Source organism: Streptomyces sp. TRM49041 (assembly GCF_008271805.1).
In the GTDB taxonomy this organism is placed as follows: domain Bacteria; phylum Actinomycetota; class Actinomycetes; order Streptomycetales; family Streptomycetaceae; genus Streptomyces.
The window spans coordinates 53,013-67,385 of the sequence record NZ_VSRY01000146.1 but is presented as its reverse complement, the minus strand read 5'-3'; the positions used below and the strand labels follow the sequence as shown (position 1 = coordinate 67,385).

The following is a 14,373-nucleotide window of genomic DNA, read 5'->3' as shown; positions in this document are numbered from 1 at the left end:
GGGGATGCCCGCGGGTCAGCGGCTTCGTGCAGGGCTCGCGGCCGGGACGGGCGGGGCGGATACAGCTGGCGCGGTGGCCGGGGGCGATGCAGGCGCGGGGACGCGGGCAAGGCTCTGGAGAACGGCGGAGACCGACTTGGCCTGGACGTCGCGGACTGCGACCGCTTCGGCGAGCCGGCGGGCGCCGTCGAGAAGGTGGGAGACCTCGTGTCCACCGATCTGCCGCTCGGGATGGATGAGCTGGGCGAGGCGGTCGCGGTGGAAGTCGATGCTGCGCTCGGCGAGGGTGAGGTCGTCGTGCATGCCGAGCAGGGCGGAGAGCATGCCGGGCGGCTGGTCCTGGGCGTGGGCTTCGAGCTCGGCGAGCGGTGCGCCGTACAGGTCCTCGATCCGTCCGGCTATCTCGGTGGACGTCGAGTAGGGCAAGCGGGGGCTTTCACGGTCGGCGGGCCCTCGCCGCCCCGGCACGCGCGGGTGCCGGAGCGGCGAGGGACGGGGGCAGGACGGCGGCGACCACGGGCTGCGCCGTACGGACGGGGCGGGGCTGATGATCGGGCGGAGGCATGGTGCGCAGCAGCTCGCCGAGCGCGGCGCGGTAGCCGTCGCGGGCATCGAGCGCCGCCTCCAGCCACTGCGCGTCGAAGCGGAGGTCAGCGGCTGACAGCTCGCCCATGTCCCGGTCGGGTGCCATTGCCTCGTGCACGCGGTCGCGGACCCGGGCGACCTGCTCCTCGGCCAGGGCGAGGAAGGAGCGCAGTTCCAGGGCGCGGGTCAGCGCGGGAGGGGCATCGGGCCCGGTAGCCGTCGTGTACAGCTCGACGACCGGGGCGCCGAAGACCTCCTGCAGCCGGCCGTCCACGGTGCTGGACTTGAGCCGGACGCTCACAGGACGCCCCTTCCCGCTCGCGACACCGACGCCGGCGCAACCGCGGGGCGGCGCGGAGCGCTGGTTGGCACCGCCGGGCCCTTGCGGACTCCGCGGTTGAGACGGGCAAGGCGTTCGGCAGCGAGGTCCTTCTTGCCCGGAGCGTCCGGATCGAGGAGCCACCGCACGACCAGGGCCCGGCCGTCGCGTGCCGTGACGGCCGCGTTGACGCGCTGGGCGAGGTCCATCGTCGGGTCGTCGACCTCACCGGGCTGCGTTTCCAGCGCGGCGAGGAGGTCATCCTCCGCTCGGTCGAGCACAGCCTGGGAGTCGACGAGAAGGCCGTGCCACTTGACGACCTCGGTGGCGTCAGGATTCGCGGTCGGCTTGAGGGCGACTGCGGCCCTCAACTGATCCATGCCCATTCCGAAGCGGGTTTCGATCCGCTCGGTGAGCACACCCACGACATCCTCAGTGCCATCGGGTATGTCGTCGGACAAGGGGAACTCCTTCCGGAAGGCGACACCTGGAACTTCAGCGGCAGGGAATTGACGATCGGTCGGGCAACTCGGCTATGAGTAGGCGAGTTGCTGCTGCGGGGCTGTCAGCTGAGGCACATGCGAACGTCGCGGTAGACGTACGTGCCGGAGACCCAGCCCTTTACGCCGGTCGTCCTGTCCGTGATGTAGAGCCAGTTACCGCTCTTCTTGTGCACGGTGAACTTGTGACTGCGGTACAGCACTCCGACCGCGGTGGACTTCGTGGTGGCCTTGGACCGGATGGTCACGGCCTTCGTGTGCACCTCATACGGGAGCGGCGGGAGAGATGAGCAGCTGCTCGTCGGGACGGCAGTTGCCGCGGTGGCGACGGGGGCCGCACTCGCGGTGGTGGCGGACAGCATCGGCAGAGCGAGTGCGCCGAGCATCGCGGCGGATATGGCAATTCGGGTGGAGCGCATGCGGAAGAAACCTCCATGAGGCATAGGGATTTCGTGGGAAGGTGCCGCGGGTTTGTCCCGGCGGCTGTATAAGAGTCCGGAGAATCGCCGGTTTGGCTAACCGGCGATCGTCGGCTATGTTTCGCCGCGCCGGTCGGCCTCGGCATTCAGCGTGAACGGCCGGGCGGGCGTGGAGCGGGGGCCTTCGGCATGGCAGCCGGGCGGGTGAATGACGCTGCCGGCCGGACCGGCGGGAGGGGGCCGGCCTCGCCTGTGAGCCGGTCGTCGCACCACTGAAGGGCCTCTTCGACCGTGGCGAAGCCGCCCTCTCGCAGGGTGTGGGTCCACGCGTCGGTGTCGACTTCCTCGACCACGACGCGGAACGGGGAGGGGGCTCGCTCGTCGAGAGCGCGCAGTGCCACGACGGTGACCATGTCGTCCGGGTCGTCGCGGGTGTAGGAGTAGCCCATCGCGTAGTGGTCGCCGTCGCCTGCGAGGCGTTGCTCCAAGGCCCGCGTCGCCTCGTCCGCCGGCGGCGGGCCCAGTTCGGGGTTGAGGCCGATGGCATCGGCTGGGCAGCCGCGGTGGATCAGCCAGGACTGCGCCATCGCGGGCAGCGGCAACAGCTCCTTCTCGAAGTCGAACGTCCGCTTTTCCTGATCCCGTTGCAGGTGCACGGCGACGTACTGCGGCATGCCGGGGTGCCCGTAGGTGGCGGTGCGGTCGAACAGGACGTAGTAGCTGTGCACGCCGTTGGCGGTGTGGTGTTCGGCGAGGGGGACAAGCATTTCGGACCGCACTTCAACCTGACGGTAGAAGTCGAGGTGCATCTGCTCGTCGGCGTCGAGTTCGTCCACGTCGAAATCGACTTCGGGGATGGCCTTCCGGGCGGGTGCCGGTTCGCTGGGGGACAACAAGGGCCTTTCGGGGAGTTCAGCGCCGCCGTGCTGGGTGGACGGCCAGGCCCCGGGGCGGGCCAAGGGCTTCGGGGCTTGGGTGGTGGGTGGCCGGCGCGCGACGAACAAGGCGGCGCGGCCGGCATCGGTCAGTGCGACGGGTTGGCCGGCGTGTATCGGGTGGCGGGTATCCCGGGAGACCAGGCCGGCATCCTCCAGCGGCTGTAGCTCGGCGTAGGGGATGCGGGTGCCGGAGGCAGTGGTCACAGACAGCCGGCCGGTCAGGAGGTGCTCGTGGAGCTTGGCGCCGCCGGCGATGGCGAGCAGCGCCGCCTGGTCCGCAGTCGACAGCGGCTTGTCGCTGGGCGCCGAGGCCGTTGTGGCGGCGCGCTCGATGGGGTCCAAGGCGTTGATCACCTTCCGTACGGCGGCGTCGCGTACGGTGGCGGCTTCCTCCATCTGGTCCACGGTGCGGTCGATGCGCGCGAGTAGAGCGCTGTCGACGGGAAACTCGCCGCTGGACAGGCGGTGGAGGAGTACGCGGTAGAAGGTCACGCCGGTCTTGGCGCGGGCCAGCTCGCGGTGCCGGTCGACAAGGCAGGCATGCGCCTCGTCGAGGACGCCGCGGTCGCGGTATGCCCACAGGGTGTCGACGTCCTGGCCGGTAACGGCTTCGATGCGATGGTCGAGAGGGGACGCCGCACGCCGGACTGCTGCCGGCGCGGGGTCAGGAGGCATAGGCGGGGCTCCGTCGTTCAGCGGGCGCGATGGTGCGCGGGGTTCTGCGCGGGACGGGGAAGGCCCGGCAGCGCGGAGGGAAGCGGAGCGGGGCGCGGTGCGGGGCTGCGGGTCGCCAGCTGCGGGGAGCGCGAGCGTGCCGCGTGGGTGCGGGCGCTCAGCGGCCGGCGGTTCATCCCCAGACGGCGGCCGACCTCGTCGTAGACGTCGTTGCCCGCGCGCGGCCGGACCGCGACCACGTGGATCTCCCGCTGGTGCGTGGACTCCGCCGGCGCCGGGCGGACGCCGTAGACGACGCGCCAGTCCTTCCGGGAGTCCACAAACAGCTTGCGGTAGCCCTCCAAGTCGCCCGTGAGCCGGAGCCCGAAACGCTGCGCGTTCACCACTTCCTGCAGATAGGCGAGGGTGAGATCGCGGATGTCGCTGGGCGCCTGGAGGAGATCGGTCAGGGCTCGAGGGTCGAAGCTCAGACCGAAAGCCGGTTGCTGCCCCCCGTTCACGACGTCGGCTCGTCCGGCTCAGGGGGCCCGGCCGCCTCCGCCGCGCCCGCCGCCGCCCTCTCCGTACGCGCTGACGGCGGCGGGCCGGGAAGGATCCGGTGCGCGGGACGCTCAGGGGAGGTCATGCAGGCAGACAGCGGACCGCCCGGTGCACGGATCGCCGCGACGGCATGGGTGAGGAAGTCCCGATGCCACACGAACAACCCGGACAGGCCGGCTTCGGGATCCTTGTGCTGCTGGTATGCGAGCCACAGGGCGTGAAGCCATGCAACGACGTCGTCGTGCTCCTGCCACTGCAGACACCAGGGTGCCGCGGTGGTGACCTCCGCCCCGTAGACCGGGAGGAAGAAGTCGTCGACCCAGTCGGACAAGGCGTCCAGCTCGTCCTCGCGCTCCTCCCCGCCCAGTTCCAGAATCGGGCGAGGCTCCGGCGGCGCAGCCGGAGGCGGTCCACCGAGCCCCGGCATGCCGAACGCCGCGAACGGTGATCCACCCGGCGATGGTGCGGAGGCGAGATGGTCGAGCTGCTGGGCCTGCTGCGCCGACTGCTCCATCAGCCTGCGGACACTGGCCTCGATTCCCTCCAGATGGGGGTCCGGAATACGCACCGGCTCCAACTCCCCACGGTCCGAGGGTTCTACGGATTCAGACATGGAACGCGGGGCCTCCTACGAGGGGCGGGAACAGGGAAATCGGAAGCATCGGTGAGCGGACCGGTCGACGGACTGCTCGCGCCGCGGCGGGATGCCACCCAGGATTGGAAATGGCGTCGGAATTCGCCTGGAGTGCGTGGCGGCTGGCCTCAGACGGACAGGACCACGTCGTCCTGGGTGAGGGTTTCGCGGACCGTCTCGGTGAGCCGGTCGGCTGCGATGGACGCGTAGTGCTCGGTCTTCTCCACGCCGATGAAGTCGCGGCCCTCCAGCAGGGCGGCGACGCCCGTGGAGCCGGAGCCGGCGCAGAAGTCGAGCACCGTGCCGCCTTCAGGGCTGATCTTGACGAGCTCGCGCATCACGGAGACCGGCTTCTGCGTGATGTGCTGGCGCTTTGCCCCCGAGGGCTGCGAGGCACTGTAGAGGCCGGGCAGGTAGACCGGGTTGCGGGAGCCGTCGATCGCACCCTTGGAGGCCCACACGATGAACTCGCAGTTCTGTGTGAACCGGCCCTTCTGGGGCCTGGCCTGCGGCTTGTGCCACGCCAGCACGCCGCGCCAGAGCCAGCCGGCTGCCTGAATCGCGTCCGTCGTGGTGGGGAGCTGCCGCCAGTCGGTGAACAGCAGCGCCGTGCCACCTGTGCGGGTGAGGCGGTGAGCTTCGGTCATGATCTGCGTCAGCCAGAAGCCGTAGCTGCGCTGGTCCATGTTCTCGCCGGTGAAGTCGGCGAGATCGTTCTTGGCGTCGGCGGAGGTGTACTTCTGCTTCGCCGAGCGGGTGGTGCGCTCCTTCGCAGTTCGACCGCCCGAGTTGTACGGCGGGTCGGTGATGACGGAGTCAACGCAGTCGTCCGGCAGGCCGGCGAGGACGCTGAGAGCGTCGCCCTGGTGCAGGGAAAAAGGCAAAGAGGGCCCCAATTCGGGTGTGGAAGCGTGGAGGGAGATTCCCGTCTCGCATACGACTCCTCGCGGGCCGGAATTGGGCATGGAGAAGCCCAGGGCCGCATACCGAGGAGGGCGAGGGGGGTCCAAAAACTGTAGGGGTGAATGCGCCGACGACCAAGAAGTCCGGTGCTGAGGTGCCGGATTCCGGCACCTCGTGCCGACTTTTTGGTCAGCCGCCGATCCGGGCCTACTGTTTTTGAACGCCCGGCGCACACCGCCGCTGGCTACTCCCCACCACGCCTCACGGAGGTACCCCCTGCCCCGGCACACCTAGCTCACGGCACGGCCACGCGGAACGAGCGGCAACTCATCCGCGCTGGCCACCCCGATCGCCCACCCCGGCTGCCGCGCCCTTCCACCCGCCCCGCGCACGCGGCACGCCGGACACCGCACCCCGAAGGACACGTTCATGACGCCCTGCTCTCCACCCATGCCCGAAACCGCTGACGTACGAGCGGTCCGCGCCGGTTGAAGGCGGTCGCCGCCGGCATCGGCGTCGTCTTCCTCTCCCCACTCCTGCTCGCCGGAACGGCCATGATGATGGCCTCCTCCGCCGAAGCCGTGCAGACCTCCGGATCTTTCAGCGGCTGCCTGACCGATATCGACTCCGACGAGGTCGCCAAGCACGTCACCGACATCCTCGACGGGGCGTCCGGCAAGGACGTCCACATCGAGGGCCTGGATCTGCCCGCCGAGCAAGTCCCCCACGCGCGGACCATCGTGGCCACCGGCATCAGCCTCGACGTGCCCAAGAAGGGCCAGATCATCGCGCTCGCCACAGCGATGCAGGAGTCGCGGCTGCGCAACCTCAACTACGGAGACCGGGACAGCCTCGGCTTGTTCCAGCAACGCCCTTCTCAGGGATGGGGCACCGCCCAGCAGATCCGCGATCCCGTCTACGCGAGCGAGCGCTTCTACAAGGCTCTACTCAAGGTGGACGGCTGGCAGCAGATGACCGTCACCCAGGCCGCACAAGCGGTCCAGGCGTCCGGCTACCCGGACGCGTACGCGCAGTGGGAAGAGCTGTCCACAGCGCTGCAGGAAGCCATCGCCAAGACCTTCCCGAGCACCGGCAAGGACAAGGACGACAAGGAGCCGGACAACGAGTCCGTCACCGGCACCACCGGCTGTGCTCCGTCCAAGGACGGATCCGGCTTCGGCCGCATCCCCGAGGGGAGCGTCCCGAAGGGATACAAGATCCCCAAGGATGCCGACCCCAAGGCCCGTAAAGCCCTCAACTGGGCGATGCACCAGCTCGGTACGCAGTACCAGTGGGGCGGCAGCTGCACCGACGCGCACGGCCCCGATCCGATGGGCCGCTGCGACTGCAGCTCGCTGATGCAGCAGGCGTACGCCCACGCCGGCATCACACTCACCCGCACCACGTACACGCAGGTCAACGAAGGCAAGGCTGTCTCCCCCAGCCACCTCCAGCCCGGTGACCTGATCTTCAGCCGCGGCACCGCGAGCCGCCCCGAGCATGTCGGCATGTACATGGGCGAGGGCCTCGTGATCGAGGCACCGCGCACATCGAAACCGGTCCGGATCACCCCGATCAAGGACTGGGACATCCTCGCCGCCCGCCGCGTCCTCTGACGCCGCTCCCGCCCGGACACCGCTCCGGGCAGGCCACCGCTGCGGCCACTTCCCGCGCCCCAAGCGCGCCCCCCTCCGCTTCCCCCCTTTCCCGCCGGCCCCTCGCCTGGCCTGCGTTCGCAAGGAGCCTCGCCACACCTATGCCCCTCCCTCTCGCAGACCGCGTCATCCAGCTCGCCTTCGACCCCGGCATCACCCCCGCGGGAGGCGGCCTGCCCGGCCTCGCCGTGCTGAAGAACGTCGTCAACTCGATCAACATGTTCGGGATCATCGCCGTCGTCGGCGCTCTCGCCGTCTCCCTCGGGGTGTGGGCCTGGGGCCACCACACCGGTGGCCACCAGGCCGAGGCCAACGGCAAGAAGGGCGCCGTCGTCGCCGCGGGCGCCGCTCTCGGCCTGGGCGCCGCGAACGGAATCGTCGCGTTCTTCTCGGCTCTCGGCTCGCAGGTCCACTGATGCAGAAACGATTCCCTTCCAATTCCCTGTCCTCGTACGGCATCGGCTGGTCGGCCAACAAGCGGATCGCGATCGTCGCTCTGGTCGTCACCGTCCTGCTCGCAACCGCCGCCACCGTCGCCTGGCTGAGCGGGAACGGCAACGACCGCCAGGGTCCGGACCACGCCACCCCCGCGCCGGCAAGCAGCCCGTCCTCCTCCGAGGCCGCCCCGAAGCCCACCGCCGGATCGGGGTCGGTGCCCAAGCCCCCGCAGATCGCCGAGCCGGTCGCCTACGCCAAGGCGGTGGCCCAGATGCTGTGGTCCTACGACACCCGCAACACCAGCCGCGACCAGCAGCTCGCCGGCATGCACGCCTGGATGACCAAGGAGACCAAGTACGCCGACTGGGCGTCCGTCTCCGGCCAAGTCCCTGATCCGGTCCTCTGGTCGCGGATGGCCGACCAGGACCAGCACGCCACCGCCAGCGTCACCGAAGGCCACTACCCCGGCGCGTTCAAGCAGGCCCTCGCCGAGGACCCCTCCGCGATCACCAAGGCATACATCTACGTCGTCACCGTCAACGGCAAGCAGCAGATCGCCTGGAAGAAGGGCGGCGGCGGAGCCGAAGAACGCGCCGTGACCCTGGCCGTGCAGTGCCGGCCCAACCACGACTGCGCCCTGGCCGCCATCGCTCCGAGCGTCACGCAGTGACCCGCGCCTGACACAAGAAAGGAGGAGCAACTCCCCGTGGGTTTCTGCGATTTCCCCCTGGCAGACAAGCTGTGCGCTGTCGGCGACGCGGTCGACTTCGCCTCAGATCCCGGCAAGGCCATCGGCGACTGGATGGCGAAGTCGGCAGGCGAACTGGCAGCCGCCGCTGCCGACCTGGCGGCCAAGGCCGTCAACACCACCACGAAGGTCGACCTGAACGCCGGCTGGTTCCGCGACAACTACGAGATGCTGCTGCCGCTGGGCCTGGTCCTGCTGGTCGCGACGTTCTGCGCGCAGCTCGTCCGGGCCGCCGTCAGACGCGACGGTCAAGCCCTCACACAAGCATTCACCGGCACCATGAGCGGCGTTCTCTTCGCCTTCTGCGCCATCGCCTTCACCACGGTCGCCGTCGAGGTGGTCGACGCGATCTCCGACGGCCTGTTCAAGGCCGCGAAGCTCGACATCGAGACGGCCGTGCGCCGCATCGTCAAGGTCAGCCAGATCGGCGCCCTGGCCGGACTGGGCTGGCTCGTCCCGGTGGTCGCCGGCCTCGGCGCCGCCATCGGCGCCTTCCTCTACTGGTGCGTGATGATGGTCCGCAAGGTCGGCATCCTCGTCATGGTCACCCTGGCGATCTTCGCCAGCGCCGGCGGCGGCTGGGAAGTCGCACGCCGCTGGCGCAAGGGCTGGATCGAAGCCACCGCCACCCTCGTGGTCTCCAAGCTCCTGATGACCGTGATCTTCGTGCTCGGCATCGCCGCCATGGGCAAGACCGAGGCCAAGGACGGCATCGGCGCCCTCGCCGACGTCATGTCCGGCATCGTGATCATGGTCCTGGTGCTGCTGTGCCCGTACGCGGTCTTCAAATTCGTGCACTGGGCGGCCGACGGAACCGACGGCGAGTCCATCCACCGCGCCGGCGGCGCGGGAGCCCAGATCGCCAAGGCACACGCCGAAAAGGCCGCCCGCAAGGCCGCCGCGGCAGCCGCTACCGCCGGAACCGGCGGCGCGGCAGCCGGAGCAGGCGCCGCGCCGCAAGGCCCCGACGCCGCAGGCGGAGGTGGCTTCCCCGGTGACATCGCCTCCCACTCGACCGGCGCAGGCGGTGGCAAGGAAGACGCGCAAGGCGGCGGCACGGGCGTCTCGCCCGGTGGCGATGCCATCAAGTCCGGCCTGGAGAAGGCCGTCCAGCCCCCGCCGACGAGCGTCTCCGACGACACCAGTAGCCAGGTGGGCGGCAGCCCAGGCCCAGGGGCGTCCGGACCGAGCGCCGCGTCCGGACAAGGCGCCGCGTCCGAGCAGGGCGGCGGATGGCAGTCCGCTCCCCCCACCACGACCCCACCGCCCCAGGGCGCACCGCCCACCTCCGACTCACAGAACGCCACGACCAGCGGAACGGCTGGGCCGCCCCCGCCCCCGGCCGGCCTCTGATCCTCTGCCCGCTTCCCGGGGGCGGGACGCACCTCCGCGCCCCGCCCCCGGGTTCCCGCCCGCGCCTCCAGGACCCGCCCCATGACTGACCTTTCCGTCGCCCCGGTCACGGTGAAATTCCCGCACCGGTCCCGTCGCGGCATCCTCCTCGGCCTCTCCCTCCCCCAACTCGTCCTGGTGTCGTGCACGTTGGCCCTGCTGCTGATGACGGTGGTCTCCACCGGGCTGCTCGGCGCCGTCGCCCTGACCCCGCTATGGGCTGCATCGGGTGCGCTCGTCGCGATCCGCCGGCACGGCCGCTCCCTGATCGACTGGGCGCCGATCGTCGCCCGCTACGCACAGCGCCGACGCACCGGCCAGACGCTCTGGCTCGCCCGGCCCGTCACCCGGCCCCGGCAGGAAGGCGTCCTTCACCTGCCCGGCACCGCCGCCTCCCTCAAGGTCGTCACGCCCGGCGACTCCGCCAACGGCGCCGCGGCCGTGCACGACCCGCACCGCCAGACCCTGACCGCCATCGCCCGCGTCACCTCCCGCGCCTTCGCCCTCCTCGACCCCGCCACCCAGAACCACAACGTCAACAGCTGGGGACGCGCGCTCGCTGGCATCGCGCGGAGCGGGCACATCGCCACCGTGCAGGTCCTGGAGCGCACCGTCCCCGACAGCGGTGACACCCTCACCCGCCACTGGACCCAGAACGGCCAGCCCCAGACCCCGGTCGCCGGACAGATCTACTCCGAACTGGTCGCCTCGGCCGGCCCCGCCGCCGCCCCGCACGAGACCTACCTCGCCATTTCCCTCGACCTGAAAGCCGCCAAACGCCTGATCAGCCAGGCCGGCGGCGGGCTGCCGGGCGCATTCACCGTCATGGAACAGACCACCGCGTCCATCGCCCAGGCCGCCCGGAACGCCGGACTCATGGTCACAGGCTGGCTGACCGCGCGGGAGATCGCCGCCGTCATCCGCACCGCCTACGACCCGAAGGCCCTCGCCGCGCTCCAGCAGTGGTCCGAGACCGGCCGCGCCGAGGCGGACCCCGCAGCCGCCGGGCCCATCGTCCAGGTCGAGGAGTACGACCGCCTCGCCACCGACTCCGCCCGCCACGCCACGTACTGGGTGGAGAACTGGCCGCGCACCCAAATGGGAGCGGGCTTCCTGCACGGGATCATGTTCACAGCCGGAGTGCGGCGCAGCCTGTCCCTTATATACGCGCCCCAGGGGCTCGAGTCCGCACTGCGGGATGTCCAGCGGAAGAAGGCCGCGATCATCGCCGACGCGAACGAGCGAGCCCGCCGTGGACAGGTCGACAGCGAGCAAGACTCCGTCGAGTACGCCGACGTCAAAATGCGAGAGCGCCAGCTCATCGCCGGGCACGCGGACGTGGCCCTGACCGGCCTGGTCACCGTCACGGCCGAAACCGACGCCCTCCTCGACGCCGCCTGCGCGCAGATCGAGACCAGCGCCGTCACCTCCGGCGTCGACCTGCGACGGCTCAACTACCAGCAGCCCGACGCCTTCACCCTCACCGCTCTGCCGCTCGCCCGCACCGCCCTGTAACCAGGACGCGTACCTCCGCCGGCCCGAGCGGCGCCCCCTGCCCGCCGCCCCTGCCTCGGCAGGAAGGACCACCACCTTTGACCCCTCCCACGCGTCCACAGGACGCGCACCCCTATCTCCGTGCCGCGAGCGCCGGGGTCCGCCACCACACCCGTGCTCTGGCACGGCCGGACGCGAACTTGCCCACCCCGGCGGACCGCCTGCACCTTGACGTGCTGCACGCCCACCTCACCGCCCTGCACCAGCTCCTCGACCGGCTCGCCGAGTCCACCCGGCCACCGCACCCCGCCGCCGGCCGCCACCTCGCCACCGCCCACACCCGCATGTGGCAGGCCACCGCCGAGATCCACTCGGCCTTCCACCTGCTGCCCAGCAACGCAGCGGCAGAAGGCGCCGAGGCGAGCGCGTGCCACCCGGAACGGCTGCCCGAGGGGCCGCCCGTGCTGACCATCTGCCAGCGCCACCTCACCGCCGGACACATCATCCGACGCAAAACCACCCCCACCGACCTCCGGACGCACACCACGGCCTGCGCGCGATGAGCACCACCCGCAGAATCGAGGGCCCCCGATGAGCCACCGGCCCGCCCGCCGCGCCCGCCGCGCCTCCGCATCTCCGCTGTTCACTCCCCACGGAACCGACCGGGCCAGCCGCAAAGCCGCCCGCCGCCAGCTCGCCGAAGCCACCGCCAAGGCCCGCGCCGAAGCCACCACCCACCAGGCAGACAGCACACACGCCGAGCACGAGACGCCCGCTGCCCTCTACCCCCCGAGCGGACGCCCCGGCCCTGCCTCGGCCCGCAAGAACCGGCTGAAGCTCCCCGCCCACCGCATGACCACCGCCGTGGCCGCCGGCGCGTACCCCTTCCTCGCCGAAGGCGGCCTCGGCGCGGAGGGCATTTACATCGGCCGCGATGTGCACGCCGAGGCGTCGTTCGCGTTCGACCCCTTCGCGCTGTACGGCAAAGTCGAGGGCTTCACCAACCCCAACATCCTGCTGGCCGGCGTGATCGGCCAAGGCAAGAGCGCCCTGGCCAAGTCCTTCGCGCTGCGCTCGGTTGCCTTCGGATACCGCGTCTACGTTCCGTGCGACCCCAAGGGCGAGTGGACACCAGTGGCGGAAGCCCTCAGCGGCCGATCCGTCGCCCTCGGGCCCGGACTGCCCGGCAGGCTCAATCCCCTGGACGCGGCCCCGCGCCCGACGGGCGTCACGGAGACCGACTGGGTCGGCGAGATCCGCAAACGGCGCCTTCTCCTGCTCGGCTCACTAGCCCGTACCGTCCTGGGCCGGGACCTGATGCCCATGGAGCACACAGCCCTGGACATCGCCCTCGACGCCGTCGTCACCCGCGCCGCCCACACCGGCACCACCCCGCTCCTCGGTGACGTCGCCACCACCCTCAACAACTCCGGCGCGCTCGACAAGGCCGCCGGGATGGTATCGGGACAACTCGGCGACGCAGCCCGTGACCTGGCCCACGCCATGCGCCGCCTGATTCACGGCGACTTGGCCGGCATGTTCGACGCCCCCTCCACCGTCGCCTTCGATCCCAGCGCACCGATGCTCACCATCGACCTGTCCCGACTCGGCGGCTCGGGCGACGACACGGCGCTGGTCCTGGCGATGACGTGCGCCTCCGCCTGGATGGAATCCGCCCTCTCCGACCCGAACGGCGGCCGACGCTGGATCGTGTACGACGAGGCGTGGCGCCTGATGAGGCACGCCGGCCTCCTCCAGCGCATGCAGGCCCAGTGGAAACTGAGCCGCGGCCTCGGCATCGCCAACCTCATGGTCATCCACAGGCTCAGCGACCTGCTCACCGCCGGCGACGCCGGCTCCCAGGGTCGCGCTCTCGCCGAGGGCCTCCTCGCCGACTGCAGCACCCGCATCATCTACCGCCAGGAGACCGACCAGCTCCACGCCGCGGCCTCCTTGCTCGGCCTGACCTCCGTCGAGATGGACGCCATCGCACACCTCAACCGCGGCAGGGGCCTGTGGAAGGTCGCCGGACGATCTTTCATCGTGCAGCACCTCCTGCACAGCCACGAGCTGGCGCTCTTCGACACCGACGCACGCATGCACTGAGAGGCTCATGGATCCCGACATCCAGCGCGAGTTGATACCTCGCGACGGTGACGATGAGGACACACCGGACACCCCCGACCCGGGCACCCGCCGCACGCCTGTCGCGGCTTCGCTCGCTCCGCTTCCTGACCACCGCAACGTGAACACCAGCTGGTGGCAAGAACTGTGGCGTCGCCACGCGCACATCACCACGCCCCTGCGGCAGCGCGGGCTGGAGTGCGACATCGAGTTCGGACTCAGCGCGTACATCGTGCACGTCGCGCTCCCCGACGGCAGCTACCTGATCATCGGCCCGCCACAGGAGCCCTCCTCCGACCGTCCACCGGGGAACCCCGAGGGATGGATCGTGACCCGCCAGCGCCCCGATGACCATGCCATGTTCGAGGTGATCTACGACTCGACCGCCTCGACCGGCCCCGGTGCCCCTGAGCGGCCCGAAGCACGTAACGGCGGCAACGCCACCCACGTGGTCGAGGCCATCGACCAGCGGCTCACCCAGCTCGGGCTGCTGCCCGTTCCTCGCTCGTCCATTGGAGGCCCGCCCGTGTCCTCAGCCCCACAGCCCCGCGCACCAGAGTTCCCGGACCGCTCCCGCAGCGCGGACCCCACCCCGTATGTCTACGGCGACGCCCTCCTCGCTCTCACCGACCGGCTCAACGGGACCGAGTCGCATGCGGACGCCGCCGCCCTTCTGCACCAGATCCTCGAACCGACCGAGGGCCTGCTGGAGCGGCTCGGCGAGTTCTTCGAAGCAGCCGGGGAGAAGGCCAAGGAAGCCAACCAGGACGACGGCTTCGACTTGTCGTACGACCTCGCCGACGCCGCAGCCGAGATCCGCAACCTCGGGGAAGTCCTGCACGTTGCCGAGGACCGGATGCGGGCGCTGAACCCTCCACCCTCGGCACCCCGGCCGTCAGCGGCCCCGCCCCGTACGTCGCGCCTTCCCCTACCTGTCCTCCCGCCGGCACAGCCGCGGCAAAGACGCTGATGCCCGGGTGCCTCGCCGCGAGGCGGGCCGGTGCACCCC

16 protein-coding genes are annotated in these 14,373 nt (G+C 70.6%); 8 read left to right on the top strand and 8 right to left on the bottom strand.

Annotation, left to right across the window (positions count from 1 at the left end; translation table 11 throughout):
• Positions 1-15: 15 nt before the first annotated feature.
• The 8 genes from FVS66_RS20615 to FVS66_RS20575 form a co-directional block, all read right to left on the bottom strand.
• Positions 16-426 carry a hypothetical protein gene (locus FVS66_RS20615; RefSeq protein ID WP_149182655.1) on the bottom strand — a complete coding sequence of 137 codons (411 nt, stop codon included), beginning with the start codon at positions 424-426 and terminating at the stop codon, positions 16-18.
• 10 nt (positions 427-436) lie between these two features.
• The gene (locus FVS66_RS20610) at positions 437-886 is read right to left on the bottom strand and encodes a hypothetical protein (protein ID WP_149182654.1); all 450 of its coding nucleotides are present in this window, start codon (positions 884-886) and stop codon (positions 437-439) included.
• The gene (locus FVS66_RS20605; protein WP_149182653.1) at positions 883-1,365 is read right to left on the bottom strand and encodes a hypothetical protein; all 483 of its coding nucleotides are present in this window, start codon (positions 1,363-1,365) and stop codon (positions 883-885) included. Before FVS66_RS20605 ends, FVS66_RS20610 begins: the two co-directional genes overlap by 4 nt.
• Before the next feature lie 104 nt (positions 1,366-1,469).
• On the bottom strand, positions 1,470-1,790 hold the full coding sequence (locus tag FVS66_RS20600; RefSeq protein WP_149182722.1) for an SH3 domain-containing protein: 321 nt from the start codon (positions 1,788-1,790) through the stop codon (positions 1,470-1,472).
• A 179-nt stretch (positions 1,791-1,969) separates the two neighbouring features.
• Positions 1,970-2,719 (bottom strand): hypothetical protein, encoded by a 750-nt coding sequence (locus FVS66_RS20595; protein ID WP_149182721.1) that lies wholly within the window; start codon positions 2,717-2,719, stop codon positions 1,970-1,972.
• Between the two features lie 734 nt (positions 2,720-3,453).
• Entirely contained in the window at positions 3,454-3,936 is a 483-nt protein-coding gene (locus FVS66_RS20585) for a hypothetical protein (RefSeq protein WP_149182652.1), read from the bottom strand.
• On the bottom strand, positions 3,933-4,490 hold the full coding sequence (locus tag FVS66_RS20580; protein ID WP_187645634.1) for a DUF4913 domain-containing protein: 558 nt from the start codon (positions 4,488-4,490) through the stop codon (positions 3,933-3,935). The genes FVS66_RS20585 and FVS66_RS20580 overlap by 4 nt, the downstream gene beginning before the upstream one ends.
• Before the next feature lie 248 nt (positions 4,491-4,738).
• Entirely contained in the window at positions 4,739-5,494 is a 756-nt protein-coding gene (locus FVS66_RS20575; protein ID WP_149182650.1) for a site-specific DNA-methyltransferase, read from the bottom strand.
• Positions 5,495-6,001: 507 nt separating this feature from the next.
• On the opposite strand from FVS66_RS20575, the gene FVS66_RS20570 reads away from it, so the two are divergent.
• The 8 genes from FVS66_RS20570 (at position 6,002) to FVS66_RS20535 (ending at position 14,334) form a co-directional block, all read left to right on the top strand.
• Entirely contained in the window at positions 6,002-7,129 is a 1,128-nt protein-coding gene (locus FVS66_RS20570; protein ID WP_149182649.1) for a C40 family peptidase, read from the top strand.
• 140 nt (positions 7,130-7,269) lie between these two features.
• Positions 7,270-7,584, top strand: coding sequence for a DUF6112 family protein (locus FVS66_RS20565; RefSeq protein ID WP_064068923.1), 315 nt, complete (start codon positions 7,270-7,272; stop codon positions 7,582-7,584).
• The gene (locus tag FVS66_RS20560; RefSeq protein WP_149182648.1) at positions 7,584-8,276 is read left to right on the top strand and encodes a hypothetical protein; all 693 of its coding nucleotides are present in this window, start codon (positions 7,584-7,586) and stop codon (positions 8,274-8,276) included. Before FVS66_RS20565 ends, FVS66_RS20560 begins: the two co-directional genes overlap by 1 nt.
• 36 nt (positions 8,277-8,312) lie before the next feature.
• Entirely contained in the window at positions 8,313-9,707 is a 1,395-nt protein-coding gene (locus FVS66_RS20555) for an ATP-binding protein (RefSeq protein ID WP_149182647.1), read from the top strand.
• An 81-nt stretch (positions 9,708-9,788) separates the two neighbouring features.
• Positions 9,789-11,261, top strand: coding sequence for an SCO6880 family protein (locus FVS66_RS20550; RefSeq protein ID WP_149182646.1), 1,473 nt, complete (start codon positions 9,789-9,791; stop codon positions 11,259-11,261).
• A gap of 77 nt (positions 11,262-11,338) precedes the next feature.
• A complete protein-coding gene (locus FVS66_RS20545; RefSeq protein ID WP_149182645.1) occupies positions 11,339-11,803 on the top strand; it encodes a DUF6238 family protein in 465 nt (154 codons plus the stop codon).
• A 28-nt stretch (positions 11,804-11,831) separates the two neighbouring features.
• Positions 11,832-13,346 (top strand): ATP-binding protein, encoded by a 1,515-nt coding sequence (locus FVS66_RS20540; RefSeq protein ID WP_149182644.1) that lies wholly within the window; start codon positions 11,832-11,834, stop codon positions 13,344-13,346.
• Positions 13,347-13,353: 7 nt separating this feature from the next.
• Positions 13,354-14,334 carry a hypothetical protein gene (locus FVS66_RS20535; protein ID WP_262387109.1) on the top strand — a complete coding sequence of 327 codons (981 nt, stop codon included), beginning with the start codon at positions 13,354-13,356 and terminating at the stop codon, positions 14,332-14,334.
• The last annotated feature ends 39 nt before the right edge of the window (positions 14,335-14,373 follow it).

Bases quoted from the DNA above. Each gene is read 5' to 3' on its own strand.
- FVS66_RS20600 (WP_149182722.1), bottom strand. From the start codon at position 1,790: ATGCTCGGCGCACTCGCTCTGCCGATGCTGTCCGCCACCACCGCGAGT.
- FVS66_RS20580 (WP_187645634.1), bottom strand. From the start codon at position 4,490: ATGGAGCAGTCGGCGCAGCAGGCCCAGCAGCTCGACCATCTCGCCTCC.
- FVS66_RS20565 (WP_064068923.1), top strand. From the start codon at position 7,270: ATGCCCCTCCCTCTCGCAGACCGCGTCATCCAGCTCGCCTTCGACCCC.
- FVS66_RS20560 (WP_149182648.1), top strand. From the start codon at position 7,584: ATGCAGAAACGATTCCCTTCCAATTCCCTGTCCTCGTACGGCATCGGC.
- FVS66_RS20550 (WP_149182646.1), top strand. From the start codon at position 9,789: ATGACTGACCTTTCCGTCGCCCCGGTCACGGTGAAATTCCCGCACCGG.
- FVS66_RS20540 (WP_149182644.1), top strand. From the start codon at position 11,832: ATGAGCCACCGGCCCGCCCGCCGCGCCCGCCGCGCCTCCGCATCTCCG.
- FVS66_RS20535 (WP_262387109.1), top strand. From the start codon at position 13,354: ATGGATCCCGACATCCAGCGCGAGTTGATACCTCGCGACGGTGACGAT.